Annotated in this window: 21 protein-coding genes; 5 read left to right on the forward strand and 16 right to left on the reverse strand. The window is 61.6% G+C overall.

The window, feature by feature from the left end; genetic code table 11:
• Nucleotides 1–20 precede the first annotated feature (20 nt).
• The 6 genes from KYT97_RS16425 to lipA all read right to left on the reverse strand — a co-directional run bounded on the left by KYT97_RS16425 (nucleotide 21) and on the right by lipA (nucleotide 5,909).
• Complete coding sequence (locus tag KYT97_RS16425) at nucleotides 21–1,040, reverse strand: alpha-ketoacid dehydrogenase subunit beta (protein ID WP_095887236.1); 1,020 nt, start codon at nucleotides 1,038–1,040, stop codon at nucleotides 21–23.
• A complete protein-coding gene (locus tag KYT97_RS16430) occupies nucleotides 1,037–2,038 on the reverse strand; it encodes a thiamine pyrophosphate-dependent dehydrogenase E1 component subunit alpha (protein WP_219110262.1) in 1,002 nt (333 codons plus the stop codon). The genes KYT97_RS16425 and KYT97_RS16430 overlap by 4 nt, the downstream gene beginning before the upstream one ends.
• Nucleotides 2,039–2,093: 55 nt before the next feature.
• Nucleotides 2,094–2,501 (reverse strand): 2Fe-2S iron-sulfur cluster-binding protein, encoded by a 408-nt coding sequence (locus KYT97_RS16435; protein ID WP_219110263.1) that lies wholly within the window; start codon nucleotides 2,499–2,501, stop codon nucleotides 2,094–2,096.
• Nucleotides 2,498–3,922 (reverse strand): aromatic ring-hydroxylating oxygenase subunit alpha, encoded by a 1,425-nt coding sequence (locus tag KYT97_RS16440; protein ID WP_219110264.1) that lies wholly within the window; start codon nucleotides 3,920–3,922, stop codon nucleotides 2,498–2,500. Before KYT97_RS16440 ends, KYT97_RS16435 begins: the two co-directional genes overlap by 4 nt.
• Before the next feature lie 621 nt (nucleotides 3,923–4,543).
• Nucleotides 4,544–4,891, reverse strand: a complete 348-nt coding sequence (locus KYT97_RS16445) for a hypothetical protein (protein WP_095887241.1) — start codon at nucleotides 4,889–4,891, stop codon at nucleotides 4,544–4,546.
• Between the two features lie 46 nt (nucleotides 4,892–4,937).
• Nucleotides 4,938–5,909, reverse strand: coding sequence for a lipoyl synthase (gene lipA / locus KYT97_RS16450; protein ID WP_219110265.1), 972 nt, complete (start codon nucleotides 5,907–5,909; stop codon nucleotides 4,938–4,940).
• Nucleotides 5,910–6,382: 473 nt separating this feature from the next.
• Here lipA and KYT97_RS16455 point away from each other — a divergent pair, with 473 nt between their 5' ends.
• The 4 genes from KYT97_RS16455 to KYT97_RS16470 all read left to right on the forward strand — a co-directional run bounded on the left by KYT97_RS16455 (nucleotide 6,383) and on the right by KYT97_RS16470 (nucleotide 12,365).
• Nucleotides 6,383–6,709, forward strand: coding sequence for a putative antibiotic biosynthesis monooxygenase (locus tag KYT97_RS16455; protein ID WP_219110266.1), 327 nt, complete (start codon nucleotides 6,383–6,385; stop codon nucleotides 6,707–6,709).
• Nucleotides 6,710–7,502: 793 nt separating this feature from the next.
• On the forward strand, nucleotides 7,503–9,161 hold the full coding sequence (locus KYT97_RS16460; protein WP_219110267.1) for an ABC-F family ATP-binding cassette domain-containing protein: 1,659 nt from the start codon (nucleotides 7,503–7,505) through the stop codon (nucleotides 9,159–9,161).
• Entirely contained in the window at nucleotides 9,154–10,767 is a 1,614-nt protein-coding gene (locus KYT97_RS16465) for an ABC-F family ATP-binding cassette domain-containing protein (RefSeq protein WP_116102784.1), read from the forward strand. The genes KYT97_RS16460 and KYT97_RS16465 overlap by 8 nt, the downstream gene beginning before the upstream one ends.
• A gap of 47 nt (nucleotides 10,768–10,814) precedes the next feature.
• Nucleotides 10,815–12,365 carry a bifunctional 3'-5' exonuclease/DNA polymerase gene (locus tag KYT97_RS16470; RefSeq protein ID WP_219110268.1) on the forward strand — a complete coding sequence of 517 codons (1,551 nt, stop codon included), beginning with the start codon at nucleotides 10,815–10,817 and terminating at the stop codon, nucleotides 12,363–12,365.
• On the opposite strand, the gene KYT97_RS16475 is transcribed toward KYT97_RS16470, so the two are convergent.
• The 6 genes from KYT97_RS16475 to KYT97_RS16500 all read right to left on the reverse strand — a co-directional run bounded on the left by KYT97_RS16475 (nucleotide 12,362) and on the right by KYT97_RS16500 (nucleotide 18,683).
• Nucleotides 12,362–13,012: an ABC transporter ATP-binding protein gene (locus KYT97_RS16475; protein ID WP_219110269.1), complete on the reverse strand. Its 651-nt coding sequence runs from the start codon at nucleotides 13,010–13,012 to the stop codon at nucleotides 12,362–12,364. The genes KYT97_RS16470 and KYT97_RS16475 overlap by 4 nt on opposite strands.
• Nucleotides 13,009–13,920, reverse strand: a complete 912-nt coding sequence (locus KYT97_RS16480) for an oligopeptide/dipeptide ABC transporter ATP-binding protein (protein ID WP_219110270.1) — start codon at nucleotides 13,918–13,920, stop codon at nucleotides 13,009–13,011. The genes KYT97_RS16475 and KYT97_RS16480 overlap by 4 nt, the downstream gene beginning before the upstream one ends.
• A complete protein-coding gene (locus KYT97_RS16485; RefSeq protein ID WP_033233399.1) occupies nucleotides 13,917–14,738 on the reverse strand; it encodes an ABC transporter permease in 822 nt (273 codons plus the stop codon). Before KYT97_RS16485 ends, KYT97_RS16480 begins: the two co-directional genes overlap by 4 nt.
• Nucleotides 14,731–15,765, reverse strand: a complete 1,035-nt coding sequence (locus KYT97_RS16490) for an ABC transporter permease (protein WP_219112988.1) — start codon at nucleotides 15,763–15,765, stop codon at nucleotides 14,731–14,733. The genes KYT97_RS16485 and KYT97_RS16490 overlap by 8 nt, the downstream gene beginning before the upstream one ends.
• The gene (locus KYT97_RS16495) at nucleotides 15,762–17,378 is read right to left on the reverse strand and encodes an ABC transporter substrate-binding protein (RefSeq protein ID WP_245005847.1); all 1,617 of its coding nucleotides are present in this window, start codon (nucleotides 17,376–17,378) and stop codon (nucleotides 15,762–15,764) included. The genes KYT97_RS16490 and KYT97_RS16495 overlap by 4 nt, the downstream gene beginning before the upstream one ends.
• A gap of 93 nt (nucleotides 17,379–17,471) precedes the next feature.
• Nucleotides 17,472–18,683 carry a 4-hydroxybenzoate 3-monooxygenase gene (locus KYT97_RS16500; RefSeq protein ID WP_219110271.1) on the reverse strand — a complete coding sequence of 404 codons (1,212 nt, stop codon included), beginning with the start codon at nucleotides 18,681–18,683 and terminating at the stop codon, nucleotides 17,472–17,474.
• A gap of 111 nt (nucleotides 18,684–18,794) precedes the next feature.
• On the opposite strand from KYT97_RS16500, the gene KYT97_RS16505 reads away from it, so the two are divergent.
• Complete coding sequence (locus tag KYT97_RS16505) at nucleotides 18,795–19,508, forward strand: IclR family transcriptional regulator (protein ID WP_219112990.1); 714 nt, start codon at nucleotides 18,795–18,797, stop codon at nucleotides 19,506–19,508.
• 6 nt (nucleotides 19,509–19,514) lie between these two features.
• Here the strand turns inward: KYT97_RS16505 and KYT97_RS16510 are convergent, their stop codons facing one another.
• The 4 genes from KYT97_RS16510 to KYT97_RS16525 are packed head-to-tail and all read right to left on the reverse strand — an operon-like array spanning nucleotide 19,515 to nucleotide 23,331.
• Nucleotides 19,515–20,270: a succinate dehydrogenase/fumarate reductase iron-sulfur subunit gene (locus KYT97_RS16510; RefSeq protein WP_033233402.1), complete on the reverse strand. Its 756-nt coding sequence runs from the start codon at nucleotides 20,268–20,270 to the stop codon at nucleotides 19,515–19,517.
• A gap of 1 nt (nucleotide 20,271) precedes the next feature.
• Nucleotides 20,272–22,203 carry a fumarate reductase/succinate dehydrogenase flavoprotein subunit gene (locus KYT97_RS16515; protein ID WP_219110272.1) on the reverse strand — a complete coding sequence of 644 codons (1,932 nt, stop codon included), beginning with the start codon at nucleotides 22,201–22,203 and terminating at the stop codon, nucleotides 20,272–20,274.
• A 25-nt stretch (nucleotides 22,204–22,228) separates the two neighbouring features.
• On the reverse strand, nucleotides 22,229–23,047 hold the full coding sequence (locus KYT97_RS16520) for a hypothetical protein (protein WP_033233404.1): 819 nt from the start codon (nucleotides 23,045–23,047) through the stop codon (nucleotides 22,229–22,231).
• A complete protein-coding gene (locus KYT97_RS16525; RefSeq protein ID WP_033233405.1) occupies nucleotides 23,044–23,331 on the reverse strand; it encodes a hypothetical protein in 288 nt (95 codons plus the stop codon). The genes KYT97_RS16520 and KYT97_RS16525 overlap by 4 nt, the downstream gene beginning before the upstream one ends.
• Nucleotides 23,332–23,511 lie beyond the last annotated feature (180 nt).

Consider the following 23,511-nt stretch of genomic DNA (forward strand, 5'->3'; position numbering starts at 1 on the left):
CCGTCAGTACTACGTTCAGCTCAGCGAAAAAATCCCAGGACTGCCTGTTCGATTGCAGAGCGACTCGGCATGTACGCCTGCTCTAACACCGATGCATATGGGACCGGCGTGTCGGCTGACGCCACCCGACGCACCGGGCCATGCAGGTCGCCGAAGAGCTCTTCGCTGATCGTTGCCGCAAGCTCCGCCCCGAACCCGTTGCGGCGGACCGCTTCGTGCACGATGACGGCGCGGCGAGTCCTACCTACCGATTCGAGAATCGCATCAAGGTCGAGGGGAACGAGCGTACGCAGATCGAGCACCTCCGCCTCGATACCCGCGGCGCTGAGGTCGTGCGCAACTGCCAGGCAGTCGTGGACCTGTCGGCCCCAGCTGATGAGGGTGACGTCGGACCCTGGCCGCGCGGTCCTGGCCTTGCCGAGCGGCACCCGGTAGTCGCCGGCGGGCACGAAGTCCGAGGCGGAAAAGTACAACGGGTACATCTCGATGAACACCACCGGGTCGTCATCGAAAATCGACGACAAAAGTAGGCCCTTTGCGTCGGCCGCCGTCGACGGAATCACGACTTTCAATCCCGGGGTGTGGACGAGGGGGCCTTCGAGCATGTCCGAATGCTGCGCACCGAAGCCGCCGCCGGCGCCGGTCATGGTGCGAACGGTCAGCGGAACATTGGTCTGCCCGCCCGACATGTATCGCAGTTTGGCCGCATGATTGAGCAGCTGGTCCGCGCACACTGCCATGAAGTTCATGAGCATGATCTCCGGAATGGGCCGCATTCCGGTGATCGCTGCGCCGATCGCCGCACCCATGATCGCCTGTTCGGAGATGGGTGTCGGACGCACGCGCTCGAGGCCGTACTTGGTGGACAGGCCCTTGTGGATACCGAACCCACCGCCCTTCGGGTCCTGGATGTCCTCACCGAGTTCGAATACCGAATCGTCGATATCCATCGCTATATCGATAGCCTCGGAGATGGCCTCGATCATCTTCATTTCACGCCCGGCCACCGCGCCATCGCTGGGCTTACTTTGTACTGTCATCGAGTTTCCATCCCGTACACGTCGGTGGTCAGATCTGCAATATCAGGCAGCGGAGCTGCCATCGCGTATTCGAATGCGTCGTCGATTTCCTTCTGCAATTCACCCTCGATCGCGGCCACCTCGGCTTCGGTGCGATACCCGGACGTGATGATCCGGTCGCGCAATCGCGGCACCGGGTCCGCGTCGATAGCAGCCTTCAACTCTTCCGCAGGCTGGTACTCTTTCGTGTCACCCATCATATGGCCCTCGAATCGATAGGTAACCGCCTCGATCAGCGATGGGCCGTCACCTGCGCGTGCCGCGTCGATTGCGATCCGGGCGGCTCTGTACATCGCTTCGGGATCGTTTCCATCGACATGCATGGAACGCATCGAGTAGGCCGCACCGCGCTTCGCGATCTGATCGACCGACGTTCCTTGATCGTACGGCGTGTATTCCGCGTAACGATTGTTCTGGCAGACGAAAACAACCGGAAGCTTCCACAGCGACGCCAGATTCAGCGCCTCGTGGAACGCGCCGATATTCGCAGCACCGTCCCCGAAGTTCACCACCGCGACTTGACCACTCCGACGCATCTGAGCCGACAGCCCAACTCCGACAGCGATCGGTATCCCGGACCCGACGACACCGGTCGTCACGATCAGGCCGGACTTGACGTCCGTGATGTGCATCGGGCCGCCTTTTCCTTTGCAGCTACCACTCGCACGCCCGAAGAGTTCTGCGGTCAGAGTCCGTAGGGGAACACCCTTCGAAACTTGATCATGCACGCCGCGGTACATGGTCACCACATAGTCATCCGGCGCCAGCACGGCATTGATCGCCGCCGGAATGATTTCCTGCCCGCGCGCGGAGTAATACATCCCGCCGACTCTTCCCGCATTCATCATTGCGCGATACTGGTCGTCGTAGAGCTTTGCCTTCGTGGCGGTCGTGAATATGCGAACAAGGATGTCCGCGTCGACCACCGGTTCGACTTCTTCGGCGATTGAACTTGTCATTGATGCACTCCATTGGGCTGCCGAGCGGCTATCCGCTCGATCACGAATACGGGCTCTAGTTTGGATCTTCTGGAAGTAGTTTTTCCTGCTCGACCCTGCGGACCCCGGGCTTTCTAACCACGACATCGCCGCGAACCTTCACCTGACACGCGAGCCTGACACGGCGGGGATCAATTCTTCGTCTCCGCCCTGCAAGGTCCCTGGTCATCTCGGCCTCGGGCTCGGTGTGGGGAGAAACCAGGTCGAGTCCCTCGACGAGTTCGCACTTGCAGGCCGTGCACTGTCCCACCCCGAAGCAGAGCGTCGGCCAGTGGTATCCCTCGCGCCAAGCGGCCTGCATCAGGGACTCGCCCGCCCGCACCTCGATGACATGACCGGCAGGTTGCACGGTCATCCGGCCGGCGATGGGCTCGTCCGGTCGAGATTCGGCAGTCGGGGTACTCCCCGCCGTGCGATCGCTCATCGTGCCAGGTAGCGGTCGATTTCGTTATGCATTCCGTAGATCATCTTCTCGAACCGAGGAGACATGGTGGCCTCGGCGAACGCACTGCTCCGGTACCCGGCCTGCTGGCGCTGGATATTCTCGGTGTCCTGACGCAGAACGAACGGCAGATCCTTCACGGCGAGCGGGCCTTCCGGCTGTGCGGGAGCCTGCTCCCCGTCGGCCTCGACCGGAATCTGCATCGCAAACACCTCGAAGCGGCAGACATTCGGATCGGACCCGATCGGTCGCATCCGGTACAGCAGGAGGTTGCCGGTCAGTCCGAGGAACACCATGTTCGGGAAGACGTAGCCATAGGACGACGCCTCGGGATCGGGAGGAGGCAGCGGAATTCCGGCATCCTGCGCATACGCGAAATATTCTGCGAAGAAGGCCGGGACCATCTCCTCGTCCGGCAGCCCTTGGTGGCGTACCCGATCGCCGATGAACTCCTCGCGTTCGGTGAGGTACGCGCCGGCGGTGCCTTCGAACATAATCCGATTCTGTTCGAGGAAAAACTCACCGAACGGCAGGTGTGTGACGGGCATCGGCGCCATCGGAGCGCCTGTCACTTCATCGGTCTTCATCCTGGCACCAACATTGAAATGCCCATTGCCCTTGGGGTGGAACTCCAGGAAGTCCGCGTCATAATCGTCGCCTGTTGCTCCGAATGCAAGCTCCGGATGAGCTTGCATGACGTGGTATGCCTCGATAAATGCCTCGGTAGCCACCTTCCAATTCGCTGGAAGATCCAAGTACTTCCACCACCGGACCCGCATGCGGTCCATCCACATCGGCTCGAGATGCCTATCCATCGGACCGATGAACTCATCGAACGAAGGCGCATCATTGTCGAAATTGATCCAGACAAAACCATATCGAATCTCGGAACGAACCTCTTTCAGATTGATCTTCGATGGATCAATTGACTCTGCGATAAAACCATTTCGGGCATAAAGGTACGACTGGGTCCCGTCGAGGTTCCATCGCCACCCATGGAATGGGCACACAATCTGCTTGCCGCTGAATGAGCCGCAATCGAGTGCGAGTTGCGTGGCCCGATGCGGGCAGACGTTATGGAAAACCTTGATGGTCTCCTCATCGACCCGCACAACCATCACGGACTCTTCGGCGACTTTGTACTCAACGTAGTCGCCAGGAAACTGGACGTCCTCCACCCGGGCAGCCCACTGCCAAGTGTGCATCCACAGCTTACTGTTCTCTAGATTGGCAAATTCTTGGTCGTAATAGCGTTCAGCAGGAATATGCACCCCATCCGCCATACGGAACGGCACCCCGGACGTGTCCACATCGAGATCCGGGAGACACGGATTGACCTCCAACTGGGGTAGCGGCAATTCGCCATCCCCGGCCAAATTTTTTTGCTCGATCTGAGTAGTCAAAACATATCCTTCCAGTTATTTCCAACCCACCTGGTAAGCACTGCTTCTAGATTCTTCTTTGCTTCATCTAATCGTCGACGCCGCTCCGAAGCTCACAATCACGGCATCATAATAGGTTTGCAGCCCCACTATGACATCGCTTCTGACCATAAGACTCCTTCTGATAACAAGCCAACAAATCAAAAGCATCGAAAACCCGTACAAAGAGCAACCAGAAACAGGAACGCACCACACCCCATGTTCATGAAAGCTTACGTTTCACAAGCATCCAGGAGCCAATAGGCATTTCACAAACATTCAGGAATCGAAAGGCCGTGTCAAGGGGTGCCGTCCATCATCTACGCAGTAACGGAGAGTTTTGCAAAAAAGGTGTAAGCGGATCGAGGACGTATCAGATAAATGGTGTAAGCCGATCAAGGAAGTATCAGAAAAATGGTGTAAGCCAGCCGAGCGGGTATCACAAGGTATTGCGATGACCACGCCGGAAGGGTGGGACTGGCACGACGACCACCGGCTACACCCAGATCTAGGGCTAGCCAACCGTGCCCAATGCGAGCACCCCACTGCGCCACCCTCACGCCGAGCTGCGGCCGCATAAGCGCGGCAGAAAACCCGACTGGCTCAATTTGTACTGAACTTTTCGTGTATTTGCGCAGAGCGCGCGGCGCCACCCCGGTGTGAGCGCGTCTGGCGCGCTTCTCCGCCCGATCGGCGATCGCAGACCGCGAGCATTTCGGCCCGCGTCGACTCGTCCGGAACCAAACTGGCGTGAGTGGCGAGAAGTTTCGCGAGCCGTGCGAAGTAGACCTTCGAAGACACGCCGAATGTTACGAAAATGTCTTCGTCACTTCCGCCACCGTAGGGCGCCCACAACGTTGCGAATTGGATGAGTTCCGCGGACCGGATTGTGCCGGCGGACCCGCCGGAAACGCCACCGAGTTCGACGACATCTGCGGAAGGTGAGGACATGGGGATCTCCTTGTACGGGCGGAACGTGGAATCAAGTGGGGTGGATCTAACGGGATGAGATAGCGGCGACCGCTTCGGCGTGCATACGGCCGGCGCGGTAGGAAGACCGGACCAACGGACCGGACATGACGCCCAGGAAGCCGATCTCGCGCGCGATCTGCTCGAGGTGGGTGAACTCCTCGGGCTCGGCCCACCGTTCTACCGGATGGTGCCTCGAGGACGGTCGCAGGTACTGGGTGATCGTGATCAGCTGACAACCCGCCTCCTGCAAGTCGCGCAAAGCCTGGATCGCTTCGTCCGTGTTTTCGCCCAGCCCGAGGATGAGATTCGACTTCGTGATCAGTCCATTCTCGCGGGCCCTGGTGATCACCTCGAGTGACCGTTCATAAGTGAAGGCCGGTCGGACCCTCCGAAACACTCGGGGCACGGTTTCGACATTATGTGCCAACACTTCTGGCCGAGTATCGAATACTTCTTGCAGCTGGGCAGGATCCGCGTTGAAGTCCGGGATAAGCAGTTCGACACCGGCACCCGGACACAACTGGTGGATCTGACGCACGGTTTCGGCATAGAGCCAGGAACCGCCGTCCGGGAGGTCGTCGCGGGCAACACCGGTCACTGTCGCATAGCGAAGGCCCATCGAGCGAACCGATTCGGCAACACGTCGCGGCTCGTCGCGGTCCAGCTCAATCGGCTTGCCAGTATCGATCTGGCAGAAATCGCAGCGCCGCGTGCACTGGTCCCCACCGATCAGGAAGGTTGCCTCACGGTCCTCCCAGCACTCGAAAATGTTGGGGCAACCGGCTTCCTGACACACGGTGTGCAAGTTTTCGCGCTCGACGAGCGCAGTGAGCGCACGATACTCCGGCCCCGTACGAACCTTGACCTTCATCCACGGCGGCTTCCTCTCTATCGGGGTCCGGGCGTTGCGAACCTCGAGTCGGAGGAGTTTCCGGCCACCCGGGGACGTCCCGAGGGCGCCAGACGTGGTGGTGGATACGGGGTCATCAATACTCATGTGGAACTCCTTCGTTCGCCGGAGCCGGCGAGAGTTCGCCCGAAGAGTCCGACTGCTGCGAGATGACGAGATGCCATCGGTAATGTGAGACCCGCACGATCGGCTGGAGCTGCACCCTGGCGACATCGCGCACCGGCGGATGCGAGCCGCTCTCGATAACCTTTGCGTGACTATGTATTTGGCCGACGTCTTTTGGGCATCGAACACTCGGGTGTAAGAGTTCACAGCTGAGCGAGGTCCAGACCGAGGATGTCAAACGTCCAAGCATTTGGCAAGGGCGCCTGGTGACTCGTCAAGAAATCCTCTGGTATCGAGGATCGCCGCAGGCAAGAACTTGTCCCACGAATTGCGGAGTCATAGACAGCGTCCCGCCAACGGCGAGGCGCACCATTTACACCTTTTTCCCGGCAGGCCCCTGAAAACTGTTTACCCATCATTGATTTCGAAGAAACCTTCATCTACCTTTCAGCCGCATGGAACAAGGAATCCTTTACGTCACCTCCCGTCCGAGCTCGCCCGAGCGAGAAGCCGAGTACAACGAGTGGTACGGCCTACATCTGCGCGAAGTCTGCGCAATACCCGGATTCACCGGAGCTCGGCGCTTCGCTCCGGTGCAGGACGACGGCCCGTACGTTGCGGTATATGACATTGAGGCCGAAGACATTACCGAGGCTCTGGCAGGCCTTTACGCCGCAGCCACCGAGGAGGGAAAGATGCAGATGTCGGATTCCATGCAAATGGACCCGCCTCCGACGATTCGGCTCCTGAGACTGTGTGGGACACACGCGGTGAACGACTGACGTCGTGATGAGCGGAGAACTGCAGCGCCAAGACGACACACGCCACCGCAGACATTGACAAAGCTTGCCGAAATGCACTCTGCACGCGGAACCAGCATCGGTGCAGAACCCGCAGAATCTCGCCACTAACGGTCGGCACACCAGAGTATCCGCGCTACCCCTGATGGAGCGCTGCAAGGTTCCAGCCCGCGACACCCTGCTAACACCCCACCGGGCAGTGGCGCCCCATCGGACACCTCAATGCACCGGCGGCGCGAGAGAAGGCAAAAGATCACCGCACGCTCGGCACGCGACACATGGACAGCGCCGGCTCCATGCGTCGTAATTCGATATTGCCGATGACAGCACAATGACAAAGAATCTCAACAGGTTTCGACGTCGAATCCCTCGACTTTGAGCCTCCTACCGGAGAGCCGGAAATTGGCATACCCTGCCACCTGCTCGTACTCGATACGATCGAGAACGTAACCTTCCGGGTAGCAGCGTCGACGTCGCGCCCAACAGTTTCTGACGTATTGCGCGAGATGCCGCGCGAAATCAATCGAGCATGGCGCATTGAGCGCTGTGTGATCGACGAGGCAACAGTTTCGGGTGTTATGGTCGGTTCCGAATAATCGGAACGAGAAAGATCGAAAAATGGTTGGTGAACTCGACATCTCCGGGTAAAACCCGGCACTGACGGCCACCGGTAAGCGCTTTCGGAGCGCTGCCGCAGTGGCCATGTTGTCGTTCACCACATCATTTCTTTCGCGGAGCAGCTTTGACGCGCCCGCGCGCCACTCGAGGTCTCATCATGTCCGATTCATACATTGTCTGTTCACACCTGTCGTTTGCCTGGCCTGACGACACACCGGTTTTCGAGAAACTGTCCTTCAGTGTGCCCGCCGGCCGGACCGGGCTGGTAGCACCGAATGGCGCCGGAAAGAGCACCCTTCTCCGACTGATAGCGGGCGAACTGCCGTTAGGCGGTGGCAGCGTGTCCGTCGACGGGCTGCTCGGGTACCTTCCGCAGAGCTTGCCGCTGACCGGCGACCTCACCGTTGCCGAGGTTTTGGGGATCGCACCGATCCTCGCGGCGTTGGACGCTGTCGAGTCGGGGGATGCCGCCGAAGAGCACTTCACCACGATTGGTTCCGACTGGGACATCGAGGAACGTACCGGCGCCCAACTGGACCGTCTCGGCTTGGGAGACCTGTCGTTCACCCGCCGACTTCACACGCTCAGCGGGGGCCAGGTCGTCTCGCTCGGTCTCGCTGCGCAACTGCTGCGTCGCCCGGACGTTCTGTTGCTCGACGAACCGACGAATAACCTCGATCTCGATGCGCGGCACAAACTCTACGGCGTCCTCGACGATTGGAACGGTTGCCTGCTACTGGTCAGCCACGATCGTGTCCTACTGGACCGAATGGACCGCATCGCCGAACTCGACAATGGTGAAATTCGTTTCTACGGTGGAAATTTCACCGAATACGAAGGCGCCGTGAACGCTGCACGGGAAGTTGCCGAAAAGAACATTCGCAATGCCGAGCAGGACGTCAAGCGGGAGAAACGGGAGTTGCAGCAGGCCCGCGAACGCGCTGCTCGTCGCGCAAGCAACGCAGCACGCAACCTCGGAAACGCCGGGCTACCGAAGATCTTCGCCGGGACGATGAAACGCAATGCCCAGGAGTCTGCCGGCAAGGCAAACGAGACGCATAACGCCCGCGTCGATTCGGCCAAGGCCCGACTCGATACCGCGGGGCGAGCGTTGCGCGACGAACAACGAATCACGTTTGAACTGCCCGGCACCGATGTTCCTGCGGGCCGGACAGTGTTCCTGGGCGAACGGATGCAATTCCGTTTCGGTAATCGGGAGGTCTTCGCCGACGGCGGGGCAGATCTGGCGATCCGCGGACCTGAGCGAATTGCGGTGACCGGTCCGAACGGCGCGGGCAAATCCACGCTGCTGCGGATCATCAACGGCGAACTGCCCCCGACTGGCGGCAAGATCGCACAGGCGCAGGGCCGCGTTGCGTATGTGTCACAGCGACTCGACCTACTCGATGTGAACCTCACCGTCGCGGAGAACCTCGCTGCTTTTGCCCCGGACATGCCGGCACCGCAGCGGATGAATCTGCTGGCACGCTTTCTCTTTCGTGGATCTCGCGTTCACCTTCCAGTCGGGGTCCTCTCCGGTGGTGAGCGGTTGCGAGCGACCCTCGCGTGCGTGCTGTTCGCCGAGCCGGCACCTCAATTACTACTACTCGACGAACCGACCAACAACCTCGACCTTGTCAGTGTCGGGCAGTTGGAGAGTGCGCTCAATGCCTATCAGGGTGCCTTCGTGGTCGTCAGCCACGACGAACGGTTCTTGTCCGAGGTGAAGGTCGAACGCTGGTTACGTCTGTCGGAGGGACGTTTACGCGAAGTCGCCGCACCGGCCAATGTCACTCTTGGTGATGAACATGCCTGAAACAGCGTTGATTGCACAAGATCTCGTCCGCACGCTGGGAACGCGGCGGGTACTCGACGGCGTCTCACTCACCGCGGCACCTGGTGATCGGATTGGTCTCATCGGCGAGAACGGCGCCGGGAAGTCGACTCTGTTGCGGGTGCTCGCGGGTACGGACGAGCCCGATGCGGGCAGCGTGGAGCGACCGTCTGATCTCGCGTTCCTGCAGCAGGAAATGGTGTACGACAACAAGACGACGATCGCCGACGTACTCGATACAGCCCTCCGGGACGCGCGCGAGATCATTGCCGAACTCGACAGAGCTGCACAGGAACTCAGTCATGCGCCCGAGGATCACAACGTCCTCGACGCCTACACGGAATGTCTTGCACGCGCGCAGCGACACGAGGTCTGGGATGCGGACCGGCGGGCCGCGATGATTCTTGGCGGGGTAGGTCTCGGACACCTTCAGCATGAACGCCTCCTCTCGTCGTTGTCAGGTGGTCAACGCAGCCGGCTGGCCTTGGCGGCTCTGATGATTCGCCGACCATCCGCGCTGTTGCTCGACGAGCCGACGAACCATCTCGACGACGAGGCGGCATCGTTTCTGGCCGAGCATCTTTGCGGCCTGTCCGGGGTTGTCGTCGTGGCCACTCACGACCGCGCGTTCCTCGACGCCGTCTGCACGGATCTGATCGACCTCGACCCCGCTCTGGACGGTCCCACCCGCTACGGCGGTAACTACACCGCGTATCTGTTGCAGAAACGCGCCGAACGGGAACGCTGGCAACGGCGATTCGATCAAGAGCAGGAGGATTTGGACGCGTTGCGCTACGCGGCCGGTGTCAGTGCATACGAGGTTGCGCCGAATCATGTGAAGCGCGACAACGAAAAAATGGGATACGGTCACGCCGGGGGTCGAGTACAGAACCAGATCGCACGCCGGGTTCGCAGTGCCACCCGCCGGCTCGACAAGCTGGAACGAGACCAGATTGAGCAACCCCCGCAGCCTCTTCGGTTCAGTCCGGGCATGTTCACGACACAGTCGGCAGACGAGCTCCTTCTGTCATTGCGGCAGGTTCGAGTTCCTGGCCGAATGACAATGAACAGTCTCGATATCTCATCCACCGACCGACTACTGGTCATCGGAGCGAACGGTGCCGGGAAATCCACCTTGCTTGCAGTACTCGCCGGTGCGCTGGACCACACCGGCACGCTGGCACGAAAACCCGACCTGACGATCGGCCTTTTGGCGCAGGACACCGCGTTCGATCGGGCTGACCGAACTGCGCGGGAAATCTATGATCTGACCCTCGGCGCGGAGATTGCCGAGAAGGTTCCGTTGGATTCCCTTGGCCTGTTGGCGGTTTGGGATCAGGACAAGTTGGTTGGCGAGTTGTCCGTCGGTCAGCGTCGCCGGCTGGCGTTGGCACTGTTGGTGGCCCGTCCACCCGAGTTGCTGCTTCTGGACGAACCGACCAATCACCTGTCCCCGAGCTTGTGCGATGAACTCGAGGACGCCATGGGCACCGGTCCGGGCGCGATCGTGCTGGCCAGCCACGATCGGTGGCTACGATCCCGCTGGAAAGGAAAGGAAGTCCGAATGCACGGGCTGGAAGCGGGGTAGAAGCACTCGGGCCAGTTGTTGTCGGACCCAACCGTCACACTGGAGCAGTGAGAGTTGTCCTGGTTCCCGGTAGTACGACGTCCACGGGAGCAGTCACCGCGACGGTTGTTCGCACCGACCCCGACGGGACTGCCGTCGGCGACCGCGTCGAATATCCCGATCTGGTTGCCGCGGTCCAAGCAATCGAGAGTGCCGAGCATCCACGGTGGGTCTGGCCGAGCACAGCGTCGGTCTACCCGATGTTGCTGCGCGCCGGCGTCCACGTACAGCGCTGCCACGATATTTCGCTGACCCGCGCGATCCTGAGCATGCGCGCGGGTCAGCCGTCACCACCGGCCGAGGAGTCCGACGACGACCGTCTCGGCTTGTTCGACACCGCTCCCGTCCTCGATCCTGATGGTGTTGTTGCGGAGTTCGCGGAGCAACGCACTGTCATCGGCGCCGACGCGCGCCTGGATCTGCTGATTGCCGCAGAATCAGCCGGCGCGCTCAGTGCTGCTGAAATGACGCACGCCGGTCTGCCGTTCTCGACGCGGAAGCACCGCGAACTCCTCGAGGAGAGACTTGGCCCCCGGCCAACGGGGTACGACCTCCCCGTTCGCATGCAGGAACTTGCCACCCAGATCAGCGACGCCTTCGGGCGGACGGTGAACCCCGCGTCGTCCGTCGAGATCACCGAGGCATTCGGGCGCCAGGGCATCGAACTGCCGTCGACGCGCAAGTGGTTTCTTCAGGAAGTTGATCACCCGGCGGTTCCGTTACTCCTGCGCCACCGTGAACTCGCCAAGCTGTACAGCACCAATGGCTGGCAATGGATGGACAGTTGGGTGCGTGGCGATCGCTTCCGCCCCATCTACGTTCCCGGTGGTGTTGTCTCGGGCCGGTGGGCAAGCCGAGGCGGCGGCGCCCTTCAGATTCCGAAGACCATGCGCTCGAGCGTTGTTGCCGATCCCGGGCACGTATTCGTGGTGGCCGACGCCGGTCAACTCGAGCCCCGGATTCTGGCTGCCATGTCACGCGACCGCCGCATGATGGCGGCAGCCGGTGATGACGATCTGTACGCTCTCGTTGGCGCCGAGGCATTTGGCGGCGACCGCGCCAAAGCCAAAGTTGCCATCCTCGGAGTGCTCTACGGCGCCACCGCCGGTGAAGCCAAAGCGCTACTCACGTTGCTGCGCAAGCGTTTCCCTGTAGCGGTCGAGTACGTCGAGCAGGCCGCCAAGGCCGGCGAGCGCGGCGAGGTAGTGCACTCTCTGCTCGGCCGAGCGTGTCCCCCACCGTCTCCCGATTTCTATTCACACGGCGACGCTCACGCGCGCGGACGTTTCACCCGCAACTTCGTGGTGCAGGCAACGGCCTCGGAATGGGCTCTGTGTCTCCTCGCCGACCTGCGACGACGCCTCGCCGAGGACCCGGACGGCGAATTGGTGTTCTTCCAGCACGACGAGGTTGTGGTGCACACGCGAAACCCCGAGTCCGGCACAGCTCACGTACTGGCTGCGGCAGCATCGGCAACTCGACTGCTGTTCGGCGACACGGTTGTTCGATTCCCCATGGACGTCGGGGTCCGCGAAAGCTACGGAAAGAGCAGCGTCTAGCCCGCTCGGATGTCGTCGAGCGCGTGAACGCGTGTGCAGCACGCGTCGAGCAGATCACGATCGTGGCTGATGAGCAGCACCCCGATACCGTGATCCGTTGCCCGCCGCTCGATCAACCGTACGATGGTGGCGGTGGTCGCGGCGTCGAGCATCGCGGTGGCTTCGTCGCAGATGAGGTAACGGGGTTGCTGCGCCAATGATCTCGCGAGCGCCGCGCGTTGAAGCTGGCCGTCACTGACCTGATGCGGGCGACGCGCCAGCAAGTCGGGTGTGAGTCCGACTTCCGAGGCCAGTGCTTCGATGTCGATATCGCGGCGCGCGATGTCGGCGGGCTGCCCGATGATCCGTGCCAGCGTCTGCCGGGGATCAGTTGCGGCGCGTGGCGATTGGAAGAGCATGGACACCGCCCCTCTGAACTCAGCGGGAACACCGAACTTGGTTCCTGCAACGCGAGAACCGTCGATCTGCACTTCGCCGGACCACGGCGCGTCCAGCGACGCGAGAATCCTTGCCAGCGTCGATTTTCCGGTTCCGGACGGCCCGGTCAACCCGATCAGATGGCCGGCCGGGATCTCGAGGGAGACATTCTCGAGGACGGGACGCCCACGCTCGTAGCCACCGGTGACATCCAGGGCGCGCAAACTCATCGTGCACTCACCTCCCGGCGGGTTCGGTACGTGCGCTCTCCGAACGTGACCAGTTCGGTTGGCCCACCGGATTGCGCGGACTCCGGTCGGCGCAGGTAGTAGACGCACTCGTCCGGAAGATTCGTCAATTGAGGGGGTGATCCGGGGATGGGATTGAGCCCGCGGGACGGCAAGGCTCCGAGCAGGTCTCGGGTGTAATCGTGAAGCGGGTCCTGCAGAACCTGCGCAGCTGGGCCAGTCTCCATGATGCGCGAGGCGTACATGACGGCCAACCTGTCTGCGATCGCAACTCGGGTCAACGACGCCAGATCGTGAGTGATCAGCAGAACCGCGGCACCCGCATCGGCGCACTCGCGCAGCAGGCCGAGAACATGATCGGTGAGCGCGCGGTCCAGGTTGGCGGTGGGCTCGTCGGCCACGACCACCGACGGGTCCCCGGCCAACGCGCCGGCAATGGCAACCCGCTGCGCCATGCCACCCGACAGTTCGTGCGGGTAGCAGTCGAGGGCGGAAGGTTCGAGACCCACTCGCTGCGCCAAGCCGTCGCAAGTGTGGGCGGTGCCGAGTGCGTCGATTGTCTCCTGCAGTTGCGAGCGTGCCGTCCGCACCGGCGTGAGATATGTTGCGGCAGATTGTGGCACGAGTGCGGCATGACTACCACGGAAGGGTGCTCCGGAAAAGACGTCGATGTCGTCGACGGTGATGGTACCGGTGCGCTGAGTGCCAGGCGGCAGCATGTTCATCACCGATGTTGCGATGATGGACTTGCCACAGCCGGATTCTCCGACCAGCGCTGTGACAGTCCCAGGCGGCACCGCGAGGTCGATGTTGCTGGCAGCGTGAACAACCGAGCCGCCGGGCAGCGGAATCCGGACGGTGAGCGCATCGATTCGAAGGCCGGCATTCACAGTCGAAGCTCCGATGGCCGAGGCGGCGCGAGCTTCGAACGCAATGCCGAACCGGCCACCGCCACCGCAACGGTAGTGATCACCAGAACGGCTGCGGGAAACACCAACGTCCACCAACCACCGAGCAGCAGAGAACTGCGAGCCTCTTCCAGAAGTGTTCCCAGACTGGGCTTGTGGGGCGGAAGGCCGAATCCGAGGAACGAGAGCGTCGACTCGTGCCACACGGCGTGCGGCAGCAGGAGGACCACCGCGATCAAGGCCTGCGGCGCAGCAGCCGGAACCAGGTGGCGAGTGATCACATGTCTCCGGCTGGCTCCGGCGAGGACGGCTGCGTCGATGTACGGGCGGTCACGCAAATTCAGGATCTCGCCGCGGATGATGCGAGCTACCTGGGTCCAGTGTGTGAGTGCGATCGAGAGAACGATGGCGAGGATACTGCCACGGAACATCGCGACGATGACGATGCCGAGCAGCAAGTGCGGGAGGGCGTTCACCGCGTCGGTGCCGCGCATGACAACTCGGTCCACCCAGCCGCCGAGGAGTCCGGCAGTGGTGCCTACCGCCACCCCGATCACCGTGGACAACAGTGCGCAGGCGAGAGCGATCAGCAACGACGTCCGGATACCGGCAGCGACTCGAACAAACAGGTCTCGCCCCGCAGAGTCGGTGCCGAAAGGATGCGTGAGCGACGGAGCCATCCGGGCCTGCGCGAAGTCGGTGACACGGTCGTCGACGTCGGCGATCCACGGAACCAAGCCGGCGTAGAGCGCGACGAGGATCAGGACACCGACGGCGATTGCGAAGCGGCGTTTAGCCATCTGTGCTCACCCTCGGGTCGAGGAGGGCAACAACCACATCAGCGAGAAGCGAGCCGAGCATGACCGTCAGAGTTGTTCCGACCGTGAGGAACGCGAGCAACGCCATGTCGAGGTCCCGAGCGGAGGAGACGATGGCACCGGCAATTCCCGGCCAACTGAACACTTCTTCCACCAGCACCGCACCGACGACAAGTTCGGGCAATCGGACTCCGATGATGTTGACGAACGGCGCAAGGGACGTCGGCACGATATGACGTTGTGTGATGGTGGAAGCCGGTATTCCGCGCGCCACCGCCCCGGCGACAAATCCTTCACCGGTAGATCCGACGACGGATTCGCGCACTGCGAGGAGTAGCCACGGCATTTGGGAGATCGCAAGGACGGCGACCGGGAGAATCAGATGCCGAATGACCTGCCCCGCTGTGGGATCGGCACCGCCGTCGGTCAACCCGGCCACTGGCAACCACCCGAGCGTCAGTGCAAAGAGCGCGATGGCTCCGAGCGAGAGAACAAACGGCGGAAGTCCTTGAACGACGACGCACAGCCCGGACACGGTTCTGTCCAGGAGCCCACCCTTGCGGATTCCGGCGAGCACTCCCAGCGCCAGCGACGCGAGAATCGCAATCACCAGACTGATGCCGACCAGGAGGAGCGTCCACGGCAGACGTTCGGAAATGACTTGGGAAACTGGCTGATTGAAGGATCGAGAGACGCCCAGATCGCCGGTCACCACTGCATGCAGCCACGTCCAGTACGTGCTGTACCAGGGGTTGTCGAAACCCATCTGCGCGGCGATCAGGGCCTTGTCCGCTTCGCTGGTTGTCATGTACCGCGTGCCCAGATAGCCGACAAGCGGATCGAACGGCGAGATTGCCGCGGCGGCAAACAAACCGGCGGACACGACGATGATCACCGGGACGATGAACAGCATCCGGCGCCCGACCATCACGAGGATGGAGCGTCGGCGAGCGTTGTGCGATCGTACCGGGTCCGACGTTGCACCGGCTCGAACGTCGAGCGCCGTCATTGTTCTTGCGTCCACGTCTGCAACGACCACCACGGACCCCAGGTCACTCCGTGCGCGTGCGGTTCCAGCACCGGACCGGAAATCGTCCAATCGGAATCTTTCGACACGTACGTGTGATCGAGGAAGACCAGGTACACATAACCGGGATCATCGACGTACGCCTGCTGCACATCTCGGTAGGCGGCGTCGCGGGTCGCTTGGTCGAGGCTTCGGCGACCGACGTCGAGTCCAGCGTCGACAACCTGATTCGAGTAGTCACTGGGATTGTCGTAGATGCTGCCGACACCGGGAGCGATGGACGCGGAATTGAGTGCGTCGTAGGCCTGGGTATCGGGATCGAACGGTTCGTCGCCGCCGCCGAGCAGTGTGGAGTCCCGATTGATTCGCGGATCGATGCGATCCCAGGACAGTGCTTCGAGATCTACTTCGACGCCGATCCCGAGTGCGTCGGATGCAAAGGCCTGGGCCAAGTCTCGACGGACCGTGTCCACAGAGTTGTACATGATCGTGAACTGCGCACGTCGACCGTCTTTCGAACGAATCCCGTCACTGCCTTCGATCCAACCGGCATCGGTGAGGATCTGCTCAGCCTTGGCCGGGTCGTACGCAAACGTTGCGTCCGGGTTGTACGAGGCACCGTAGACCTCGGGAATCGGCGTGGCGGCGACGCGGCCGTGCCCACCGAGAACGTTGTCGATCATGGACTGCCGGTTGGCGGCAAGGTTGAGCGCCATGCGCATCGCCGGGTCACCGGCTACCGGATTGCCGGTGGGCAGCGAAACACCACGCCAGTCCGCGGACTGATGGGCCGTCACCGACATGCCGTCCCGCGATTCGAACGTATTGGCAAGCAGCGGCGGGAGATTGGTGCCGTCTATCTCACCCGAGGCCATCCGCTGCGCCCGGGTGTTGTCGTCCGGAACATAGAGCAGCGTGAGCTTCTTGATTTCCGGTGCGCCGTCCCAGTAGTTCTCGTTGGCAGCAAACACCGCGCGGTCGGGTGAAAGATCGACAAGGGTGTACGGCCCGGTCCCGATCGGTTCGGTGTTGAGCGTCGACTCGGCCGCCAGGGCCGGTGTCGCGACGGACTCCGACGGCACAATGCCGATCAGCATCTTGGTGAGTAGTGGTGCGTAGGAGTACGCGAGACGGAACTCCACGGTGTTCTGGTCCAGCGCTACGACATCGCTGATCATGTCGAACGACGACTTCGCCTCGGACGCTGATGCCGGATCGAGGATCGCCTTGTACGTGGCAACCACGTCGGCGGCGTCAAAAGTGGAGCCGTCGGAGAAGGTGACACCTCCGCGGAGAGTGACGGTCCAGAGGGTGGCGTCCGCGTTGGCGGTGGGGATCGACGTCGCAAGAGCCGGTTCGAAACCAGGCATTCCCTCACCGCCGCGCAGGCGCACCAGACCGTCGTACATCTTGGCTTCGCCGGCTGCACCGAAGCCGGCAACGGGGTTGTATCCGCCCAGTTCGTAGCCGTCGGCGAGGACCAGACCGTCGCTTGCGGTCGACGTGCCCGACGGGGTGCTGCACGACGTGACGAGCAGGGTGCCGACGACGGCAGCGATCGCGAACGTCGGAACTCCGGAACGGATGAGACCCACTGTTTGCCCCTTTTCTTCTGAATAAAAATAACATCTGTACAGATATTCAGATAAAAAATGGGCAATGCGGACGTTTCGCCAGACGGCAGCGCGTCAGGACACTGCGTGAACCAGTTGGGGCAGCGGCAGGCCGGTGTAGTTCTCGGCAATCAAGGTCAGCCCTGCTTGGGAGCCGGTCACGACGTCGAGTTCAGCTTCCTGCCGTTTGATGTCGAACGGCGACGCGTCGGGCGCTGTATGCAGCATCGTCGACATCCACCACGAGAAATGCTGAGCACGCCATACCCTCGGCAACACAGCCGCGGAGTAGCCGTCGAGGGCTTGTCGATCCCCAGCGGTAAAGAAACCGACCATGGCGTCGGCCAGAACCCACACGTCTGCCAGCGCGAGGTTCATGCCCTTGGCGCCGGTCGGTGGGACAGTGTGCGCGGCGTCCCCGGCCAGGAACAAGCGGCCGGATTGCATGGGTTCACACACAAAGCTACGGAACGGCAGGATGCTCTTCGAGAAGATGGCACCCTCCTTGACCTCGACGCCAGGTCCGTCCACGCGTCGGTGCAACTCGTCCCAGATTCGATCGTCCGACCAGTCGTCGACAGTGTCGTCGACCGAAACCTGTAGGTAGTGCCGCTGCACAGTCTCGGATCGTGTGCTGCAGAGTGAAAATCCCCGCGGGCTGTGGGCGTAGATGAGTTCGTCCGACGTTCGGGGGGCCTCGGCAAGAATGCCGAACCAGACGAACGGGTACTGGCGGAAGTAGTCGGTGCGTACCTCGGGCTCCGGAATGAGGTGGCGCGTCCCGGTTCGCGAACCATCGCATCCCGCAACAAGTTCGGAGTCCAGCCGCTGCGCCTGACCGTCGGAGTCGACAAACGTGATGAACGGGCGATCGCCAGTGTGCTCGTGGACCTCGACGTCACTGACGCCGAAGCGAATGTCGCCGCTGTCTGCCAGCCTGCGCGCAATCAGATCGATGAGCACCTCATGCTGCGGGTACACAGTGACAGCCCGACCCGTGAGCCCTTCGAAGTCGACGCGACGCCCCTCACCGGCGAACCTGATCTGGGTACCGGTGTGGCGATGACCTTCCGCGAGTAACCGATCACCCACGCCGGTTGCGATCATCAAATCCACGGTGTTCTGCTCGAGAATTCCCGCCCGGATCGTTCCTTCGACGTCTTCGCGGGTACGGCATTCCAGGACAACGGAATCGATCCCCTGAAGATGAAGAAGATGGGAGAGCATCAGACCGGCCGGACCGGCCCCGACGATACCGACCTGGGTGCGAATGGGCGGCAGACTCATAGAACTCTCCTCGGTAGAGAACAACTTTTCACTGATTGGATGGTCGCGGGACATGAGGGCCGTCAACAAGGTAGTTTTCATTGAGTGAAAGAAGTCGCTACTCCGCCGGGAATGCTGGAACGAGCTATGGTCCTGCTCGATCTGTTCACTCCGCAGCACCCCCGCCAGACAATCACCGAACTTGGACTGGGTTCCGAACTGCCCGTGCCGACGGTCTTTCGCATCTGCCGAGAACTCACCAGGCTCGGAGCCCTCGAACGTGGCGACGACGGCCGATTTCAGATCGGACTTCGGGTCTGGGAGATCGGGTCCCGCGCACCCCGAGCACACGGTTTACGTTCCGTAGCAATGCCGTTCATGGAGGACTTGCACGAAATCACCGGGCAGAACGTACAACTGGTTGTCCGCGATCACCTCGAGGCTGTCTACCTGGAGCGGTTGTCGAGCCACGACGCCGTCGGTCTTGTCGGCCGGGCCGGTGGACGATTGCCGCTGCACGCGTCCAGCGGTGGGCTGGTGCTTCTGGCTCATGCTCCCCATGGCGTCTTCGACGATGTTGTCGCGGCCGGATTGCGGGCGCTGACGCCGTTCACGATCACCGAGGAACCTACGCTTCGTTCTCTGCTGGCCGAGATCCGCCGCACCGACATCGTCATAGCTCGCCAGTACCTCAATCTCGGCACGCTGGCGATAGCGTCGCCTATTCGCCGCTCTCGCGACGTTGTCGCGGCATTATCTGTTGTCGTTCCACTCGACACCGGCAGCGCTCCCCTCGTCCCGGCACTGCAGGCGGCCAGTCGCGCGATCTCCCGAGGAATTTCCTGACCCGAATCAGGTTTCACCTCGACGGAAGATCTTGTTGCCCAGCCAGACCAGCGGATCATAACGCCGATCCACGACTCGTTCCTTCATCGGGATGATTGCGTTGTCGGTGATCTTGATGTCCTCCGGGCATACCTCGGTGCAGCATTTGGTGATGTTGCACAGACCGAGTCCGGACTGGTCTTGCGCGGCGTCCCGACGGTCTGCTGTATCGAGAGGGTGCATTTCGAGTTCGGCGATCCGAATGAAGAAGCGGGGGCCGGAAAACGCCTCCTTGTTGTCCTCGTGATCGCGCACGACGTGACAAGTGTTCTGACACAGGAAGCATTCGATGCACTTGCGGAACTCCTGCGAGCGGGCGACGTCGATCTGCTGCATTCGGTACTCACCGGGAGCCAAGCCGGGCGGCGGTGTGAACGACGGAATCTCGCGTGCCTTCCGGTAATTGAACGAGACATCGGTGACCAGATCACGGATGACCGGGAATGCGCGCATCGGAGTCACAGTCACCACTTCGTCCTCCGCAAAAGTCGACATCCGCGTCATACACAGCAGCCGCGGACGCCCGTTGATCTCCGCTGAGCACGATCCACACTTGCCCGCCTTGCAGTTCCACCGCACCGCGAGATCCGGAGTCTGCGTGGCCTGCAACCGGTGAATGATGTCGAGCACCACCTCCCCCTCGTTCACCGGAACCGAATAGTCCCGCAGCTCACCACCATCGGCATCGCCGCGCCACACCCGGAAACTCGCGTCGTAGCCCATGTCAGGTTTTCCTTCCCGGATGGCCGGCAAGTTCGGCGTCCGTGTAGTACTTCGCCAACTCGTCGATGTCGAAGAGCGCCAAAAGGTCCGGTCGCATCGGCGATTGCGGCTCGGAGGTGACCTGCACGTCGGGAACAACAACATCCGCTCGCCCGGCGACCGCTGCATCCACAGCGCACACCAGCAGGGTGTTGCGCCACTGCGCAGCCATCGCCGGGTGATCGTCCCGAGTATGTCCGCCCCGGCTCTCGGTGCGCAGCAGCGCGGCTTTCGCGACACATTCGCTGACCAGCACCATGTTTCGCAGATCCACAGCCAGATGCCATCCCGGATTGAACTGCCGATGCCCCTCCACCACAACCGAATCGATCCGTCGTTTGATGTCGTCGAGCGTGCGCAGCGCGCGGTCGACTTCCTCAGCGGTGCGGATGATGCCGACCAAGTCGTTCATCGTCTGCTGCAGTTCGGTGTGCAGGGTGTACGGGTTCTCGAGGGCACCGGCGTCACCCTGAGGTTCGAACGGCGAGAGCAACATCCGTGACGCGGCATCCACGTCGCCGTCCGCCACGACGGGCCGAGCAGGCAGCGACTTCACATAAGTCGCGGCGCCGAGGCCGGCTCGTCTACCGAACACGAGCAAATCCGACAGCGAATTTCCGCCCAGCCGGTTGGACCCGTGCATTCCGCCGGAGCACTCCCCCGCCGCGAACAACCCCGGTACGTTCGACGAACCGGAGTCCGGGTCGACCTCGATCCCGCCCATCACGTAGTGGCAGGTCGGACCGACTTCCATTTGCTCTTTTGTGATGTCGACGTCCGCGAGTTCCTTGAACTGGTGATACATCGACGGCAACCGGCGCTTGATTTCCTCGGCCGGCATTCGCGACGCGATGTCGAGGTACACACCGCCATGCGGGGTTTCGCGTCCCTCCTTCACCTCGGTGTTGATGGCGCGAGCCACCTCGTCGCGGGGTAGCAGATCGGGGGTGCGTCTGTTGTTCTCCTGATCCTCGTACCAACGATCGGCTTCTTCTGCCGTCTCGGCGTACTGGCCCTTGAACACCGGCGGAATGTAGGAAAACATGAAGCGGTCGCCGTCGGAGTTCTTGAGCACCCCTCCGTCGCCGCGCACTCCCTCCGTCACGAGAATGCCTTTGACGCTCGGCGGCCACACCATGCCCGTCGGGTGAAACTGAACGAACTCCATGTTGATCAAGTTGGCGCCCGCGCGAAGTGCCAGCGCGTGTCCGTCCCCGGTGTACTCCCACGAATTGGATGTGACCTTGAACGACTTGCCAATTCCGCCGGTAGCCATCACCACGGCCGGCGCTTCGAACAGCACGCACCGTCCACTCTCACGCCAGTATCCGAAGGCACCGGAAATACGGTCGCCGTCCTTCGTCAGTTCCGAGATGGTGCATTCCGCAAAGATCTTGACGCGCGCCTCGTAGTCTCCGGTGGCCGCGAAGTCTTCCTGCTGAAGCGAGACAATCTTCTGCTGCATCGTCCGAATGATCTCGAGTCCGGTGCGGTCACCGACGTGAGCGAGCCGCGGATACGTGTGACCACCGAAGTTGCGTTGACTGATTCGCCCGTCCGGCGTCCGATCGAACAGTGCGCCATAGGTTTCGAGTTCCCATACCCGATCCGGCGCCTCACGTGCATGCAGTTCTGCCATTCGCCAGTTGTTGAGGAATTTGCCACCGCGCATCGTGTCCTGGAAATGCGTCTGCCAGGTGTCCTTCTCGTTGGCATTGCCCATCGCGGCAGCGCACCCACCCTCCGCCATGACAGTGTGAGCCTTGCCGAACAGCGACTTACAGACCACGGCAACAGAGAGTCCTTGCTCTCTGGCCTCGATCACCGCGCGTAGTCCGGCTCCGCCGGCTCCGATCACCACGACGTCGTAGGTGTGCCGTTCGACTTCGGTCATTCACTCTCCCTGAAGAATTGGGTGGTCAATTGATCAGACGTAGGTCGTCGATCGTGCCGCTGGCCACGAGCATGATGTAGAAATCGGTGATCATGAGCGTGCCGAGCGTGGTCCACGCCAGCTGCATGTGCCGCGTGTTGAGTTTGCTCACCTGCGTCCACAACCAGTAGCGGATCGGATGTTTCGAAAAATGGGTGAGCCGTCCACCCGTGACGTGACGACACGAATGGCACGACACCGTGTAGGCCCACAGCAAGCACACGTTGCCGACGAGGATCAGCGTGCCGAGACCCATCCCGAAGCCACCGTCTGCTCCGTGGAAAGCCCGAATCGCGTCGTAGGTATTGATGATCGACACAACAACCGCGACATAGAAGAAGTACCGATGCGAGTTCTGGATGATCAGCGGAAGTCGTGTTTCACCCGAGTACGCGCGATGTGGTTCTGCGACCGCACATGCAGGCGGCGACAGCCACACAGACCGGTAATAGGCCTTGCGATAGTAGTAGCAGGTCAGCCGGAATCCCAGAAGGAACGGCAGCACCAGGAACCCGAGCGGAATCCACATCGGCAATTCACCGATCGGTGTGCCGAAATCGCTGGAACCCGGCGCACACGAGTCGCTCAGGCACGGAGAGTAAAACGGTGTCAGGTAGTGATAGTCCGCGACCCAGTACGCGCTGCGGACGAACGACCGGATCGTCGCGTAGACCAGGAAGACGGACAATCCCAGTACGGTCAGTAGCGGCGCTCGCCACCACCGGTCCGTTCTCAGCGTGCGTGCCGCAATGCGAGCACGCGAAGAAGCACCGACCCCACTCGAATCGATCGGTGGTGCACTCATCCGTCGTGCTCGGTCGGGTGGCCGCCGATACCCTCGTCATCGGCGCCCTGCCACATCGACGCGTCGTACGGTGTGTCGGGCACGGGGATTCGTTCAGCCTGTTCGTGATGGGTTAGGTGCGGCGGCGATGCGTCCAGATCGCCGGAGTCGATCTCGAGCCGCTCCAGATCATTGACCAACCGGCGGACCTGCGGTACGTCGCCGTACAAGGACCGCAGCGAACCGACACAGTGACGGAGATGGTCGATGGTGCGCTCGAGTTCGAGCATTTCGGTGGTTGACATAAATCTCTCCAACCGATCGGTAGAAGTGGTGACTCATATCGGCTTCGACAACCGGGTCGCTGTACCTCCTGCGCGTGAAAGTTGTGTTCCTCGCATCAGCGGGTACCCCAATTGCGGTAGTTCCACCCGGCTTGCTCGCGTGTTCTACTGAAAATGTTGTTTTATCGGTGACGGCCTCAT

The organism is Rhodococcus globerulus, assembly GCF_019334125.1.
GTDB classification, from domain to species: Bacteria; Actinomycetota; Actinomycetes; order Mycobacteriales; family Mycobacteriaceae; genus Rhodococcus_F; species Rhodococcus_F globerula.

Coding starts and splice junctions, on each gene's coding strand:
- KYT97_RS16425 (WP_095887236.1), bottom strand. CDS start 1,040: ATGACAGTACAAAGTAAGCCCAGCGATGGCGCGGTGGCCGGGCGTGAA.
- KYT97_RS16430 (WP_219110262.1), bottom strand. CDS start 2,038: ATGACAAGTTCAATCGCCGAAGAAGTCGAACCGGTGGTCGACGCGGAC.
- KYT97_RS16435 (WP_219110263.1), bottom strand. CDS start 2,501: ATGAGCGATCGCACGGCGGGGAGTACCCCGACTGCCGAATCTCGACCG.
- KYT97_RS16445 (WP_095887241.1), bottom strand. CDS start 4,891: ATGTCCTCACCTTCCGCAGATGTCGTCGAACTCGGTGGCGTTTCCGGC.
- lipA (WP_219110265.1), bottom strand. CDS start 5,909: ATGAGTATTGATGACCCCGTATCCACCACCACGTCTGGCGCCCTCGGG.
- KYT97_RS16455 (WP_219110266.1), top strand. CDS start 6,383: ATGGAACAAGGAATCCTTTACGTCACCTCCCGTCCGAGCTCGCCCGAG.
- KYT97_RS16460 (WP_219110267.1), top strand. CDS start 7,503: ATGTCCGATTCATACATTGTCTGTTCACACCTGTCGTTTGCCTGGCCT.
- KYT97_RS16465 (WP_116102784.1), top strand. CDS start 9,154: ATGCCTGAAACAGCGTTGATTGCACAAGATCTCGTCCGCACGCTGGGA.
- KYT97_RS16475 (WP_219110269.1), bottom strand. CDS start 13,012: ATGAGTTTGCGCGCCCTGGATGTCACCGGTGGCTACGAGCGTGGGCGT.
- KYT97_RS16485 (WP_033233399.1), bottom strand. CDS start 14,738: ATGGCTAAACGCCGCTTCGCAATCGCCGTCGGTGTCCTGATCCTCGTC.
- KYT97_RS16490 (WP_219112988.1), bottom strand. CDS start 15,765: ATGACGGCGCTCGACGTTCGAGCCGGTGCAACGTCGGACCCGGTACGA.
- KYT97_RS16500 (WP_219110271.1), bottom strand. CDS start 18,683: ATGAGTCTGCCGCCCATTCGCACCCAGGTCGGTATCGTCGGGGCCGGT.
- KYT97_RS16505 (WP_219112990.1), top strand. CDS start 18,795: ATGCTGGAACGAGCTATGGTCCTGCTCGATCTGTTCACTCCGCAGCAC.
- KYT97_RS16510 (WP_033233402.1), bottom strand. CDS start 20,270: ATGGGCTACGACGCGAGTTTCCGGGTGTGGCGCGGCGATGCCGATGGT.
- KYT97_RS16515 (WP_219110272.1), bottom strand. CDS start 22,203: ATGACCGAAGTCGAACGGCACACCTACGACGTCGTGGTGATCGGAGCC.
- KYT97_RS16520 (WP_033233404.1), bottom strand. CDS start 23,047: ATGAGTGCACCACCGATCGATTCGAGTGGGGTCGGTGCTTCTTCGCGT.
- KYT97_RS16525 (WP_033233405.1), bottom strand. CDS start 23,331: ATGTCAACCACCGAAATGCTCGAACTCGAGCGCACCATCGACCATCTC.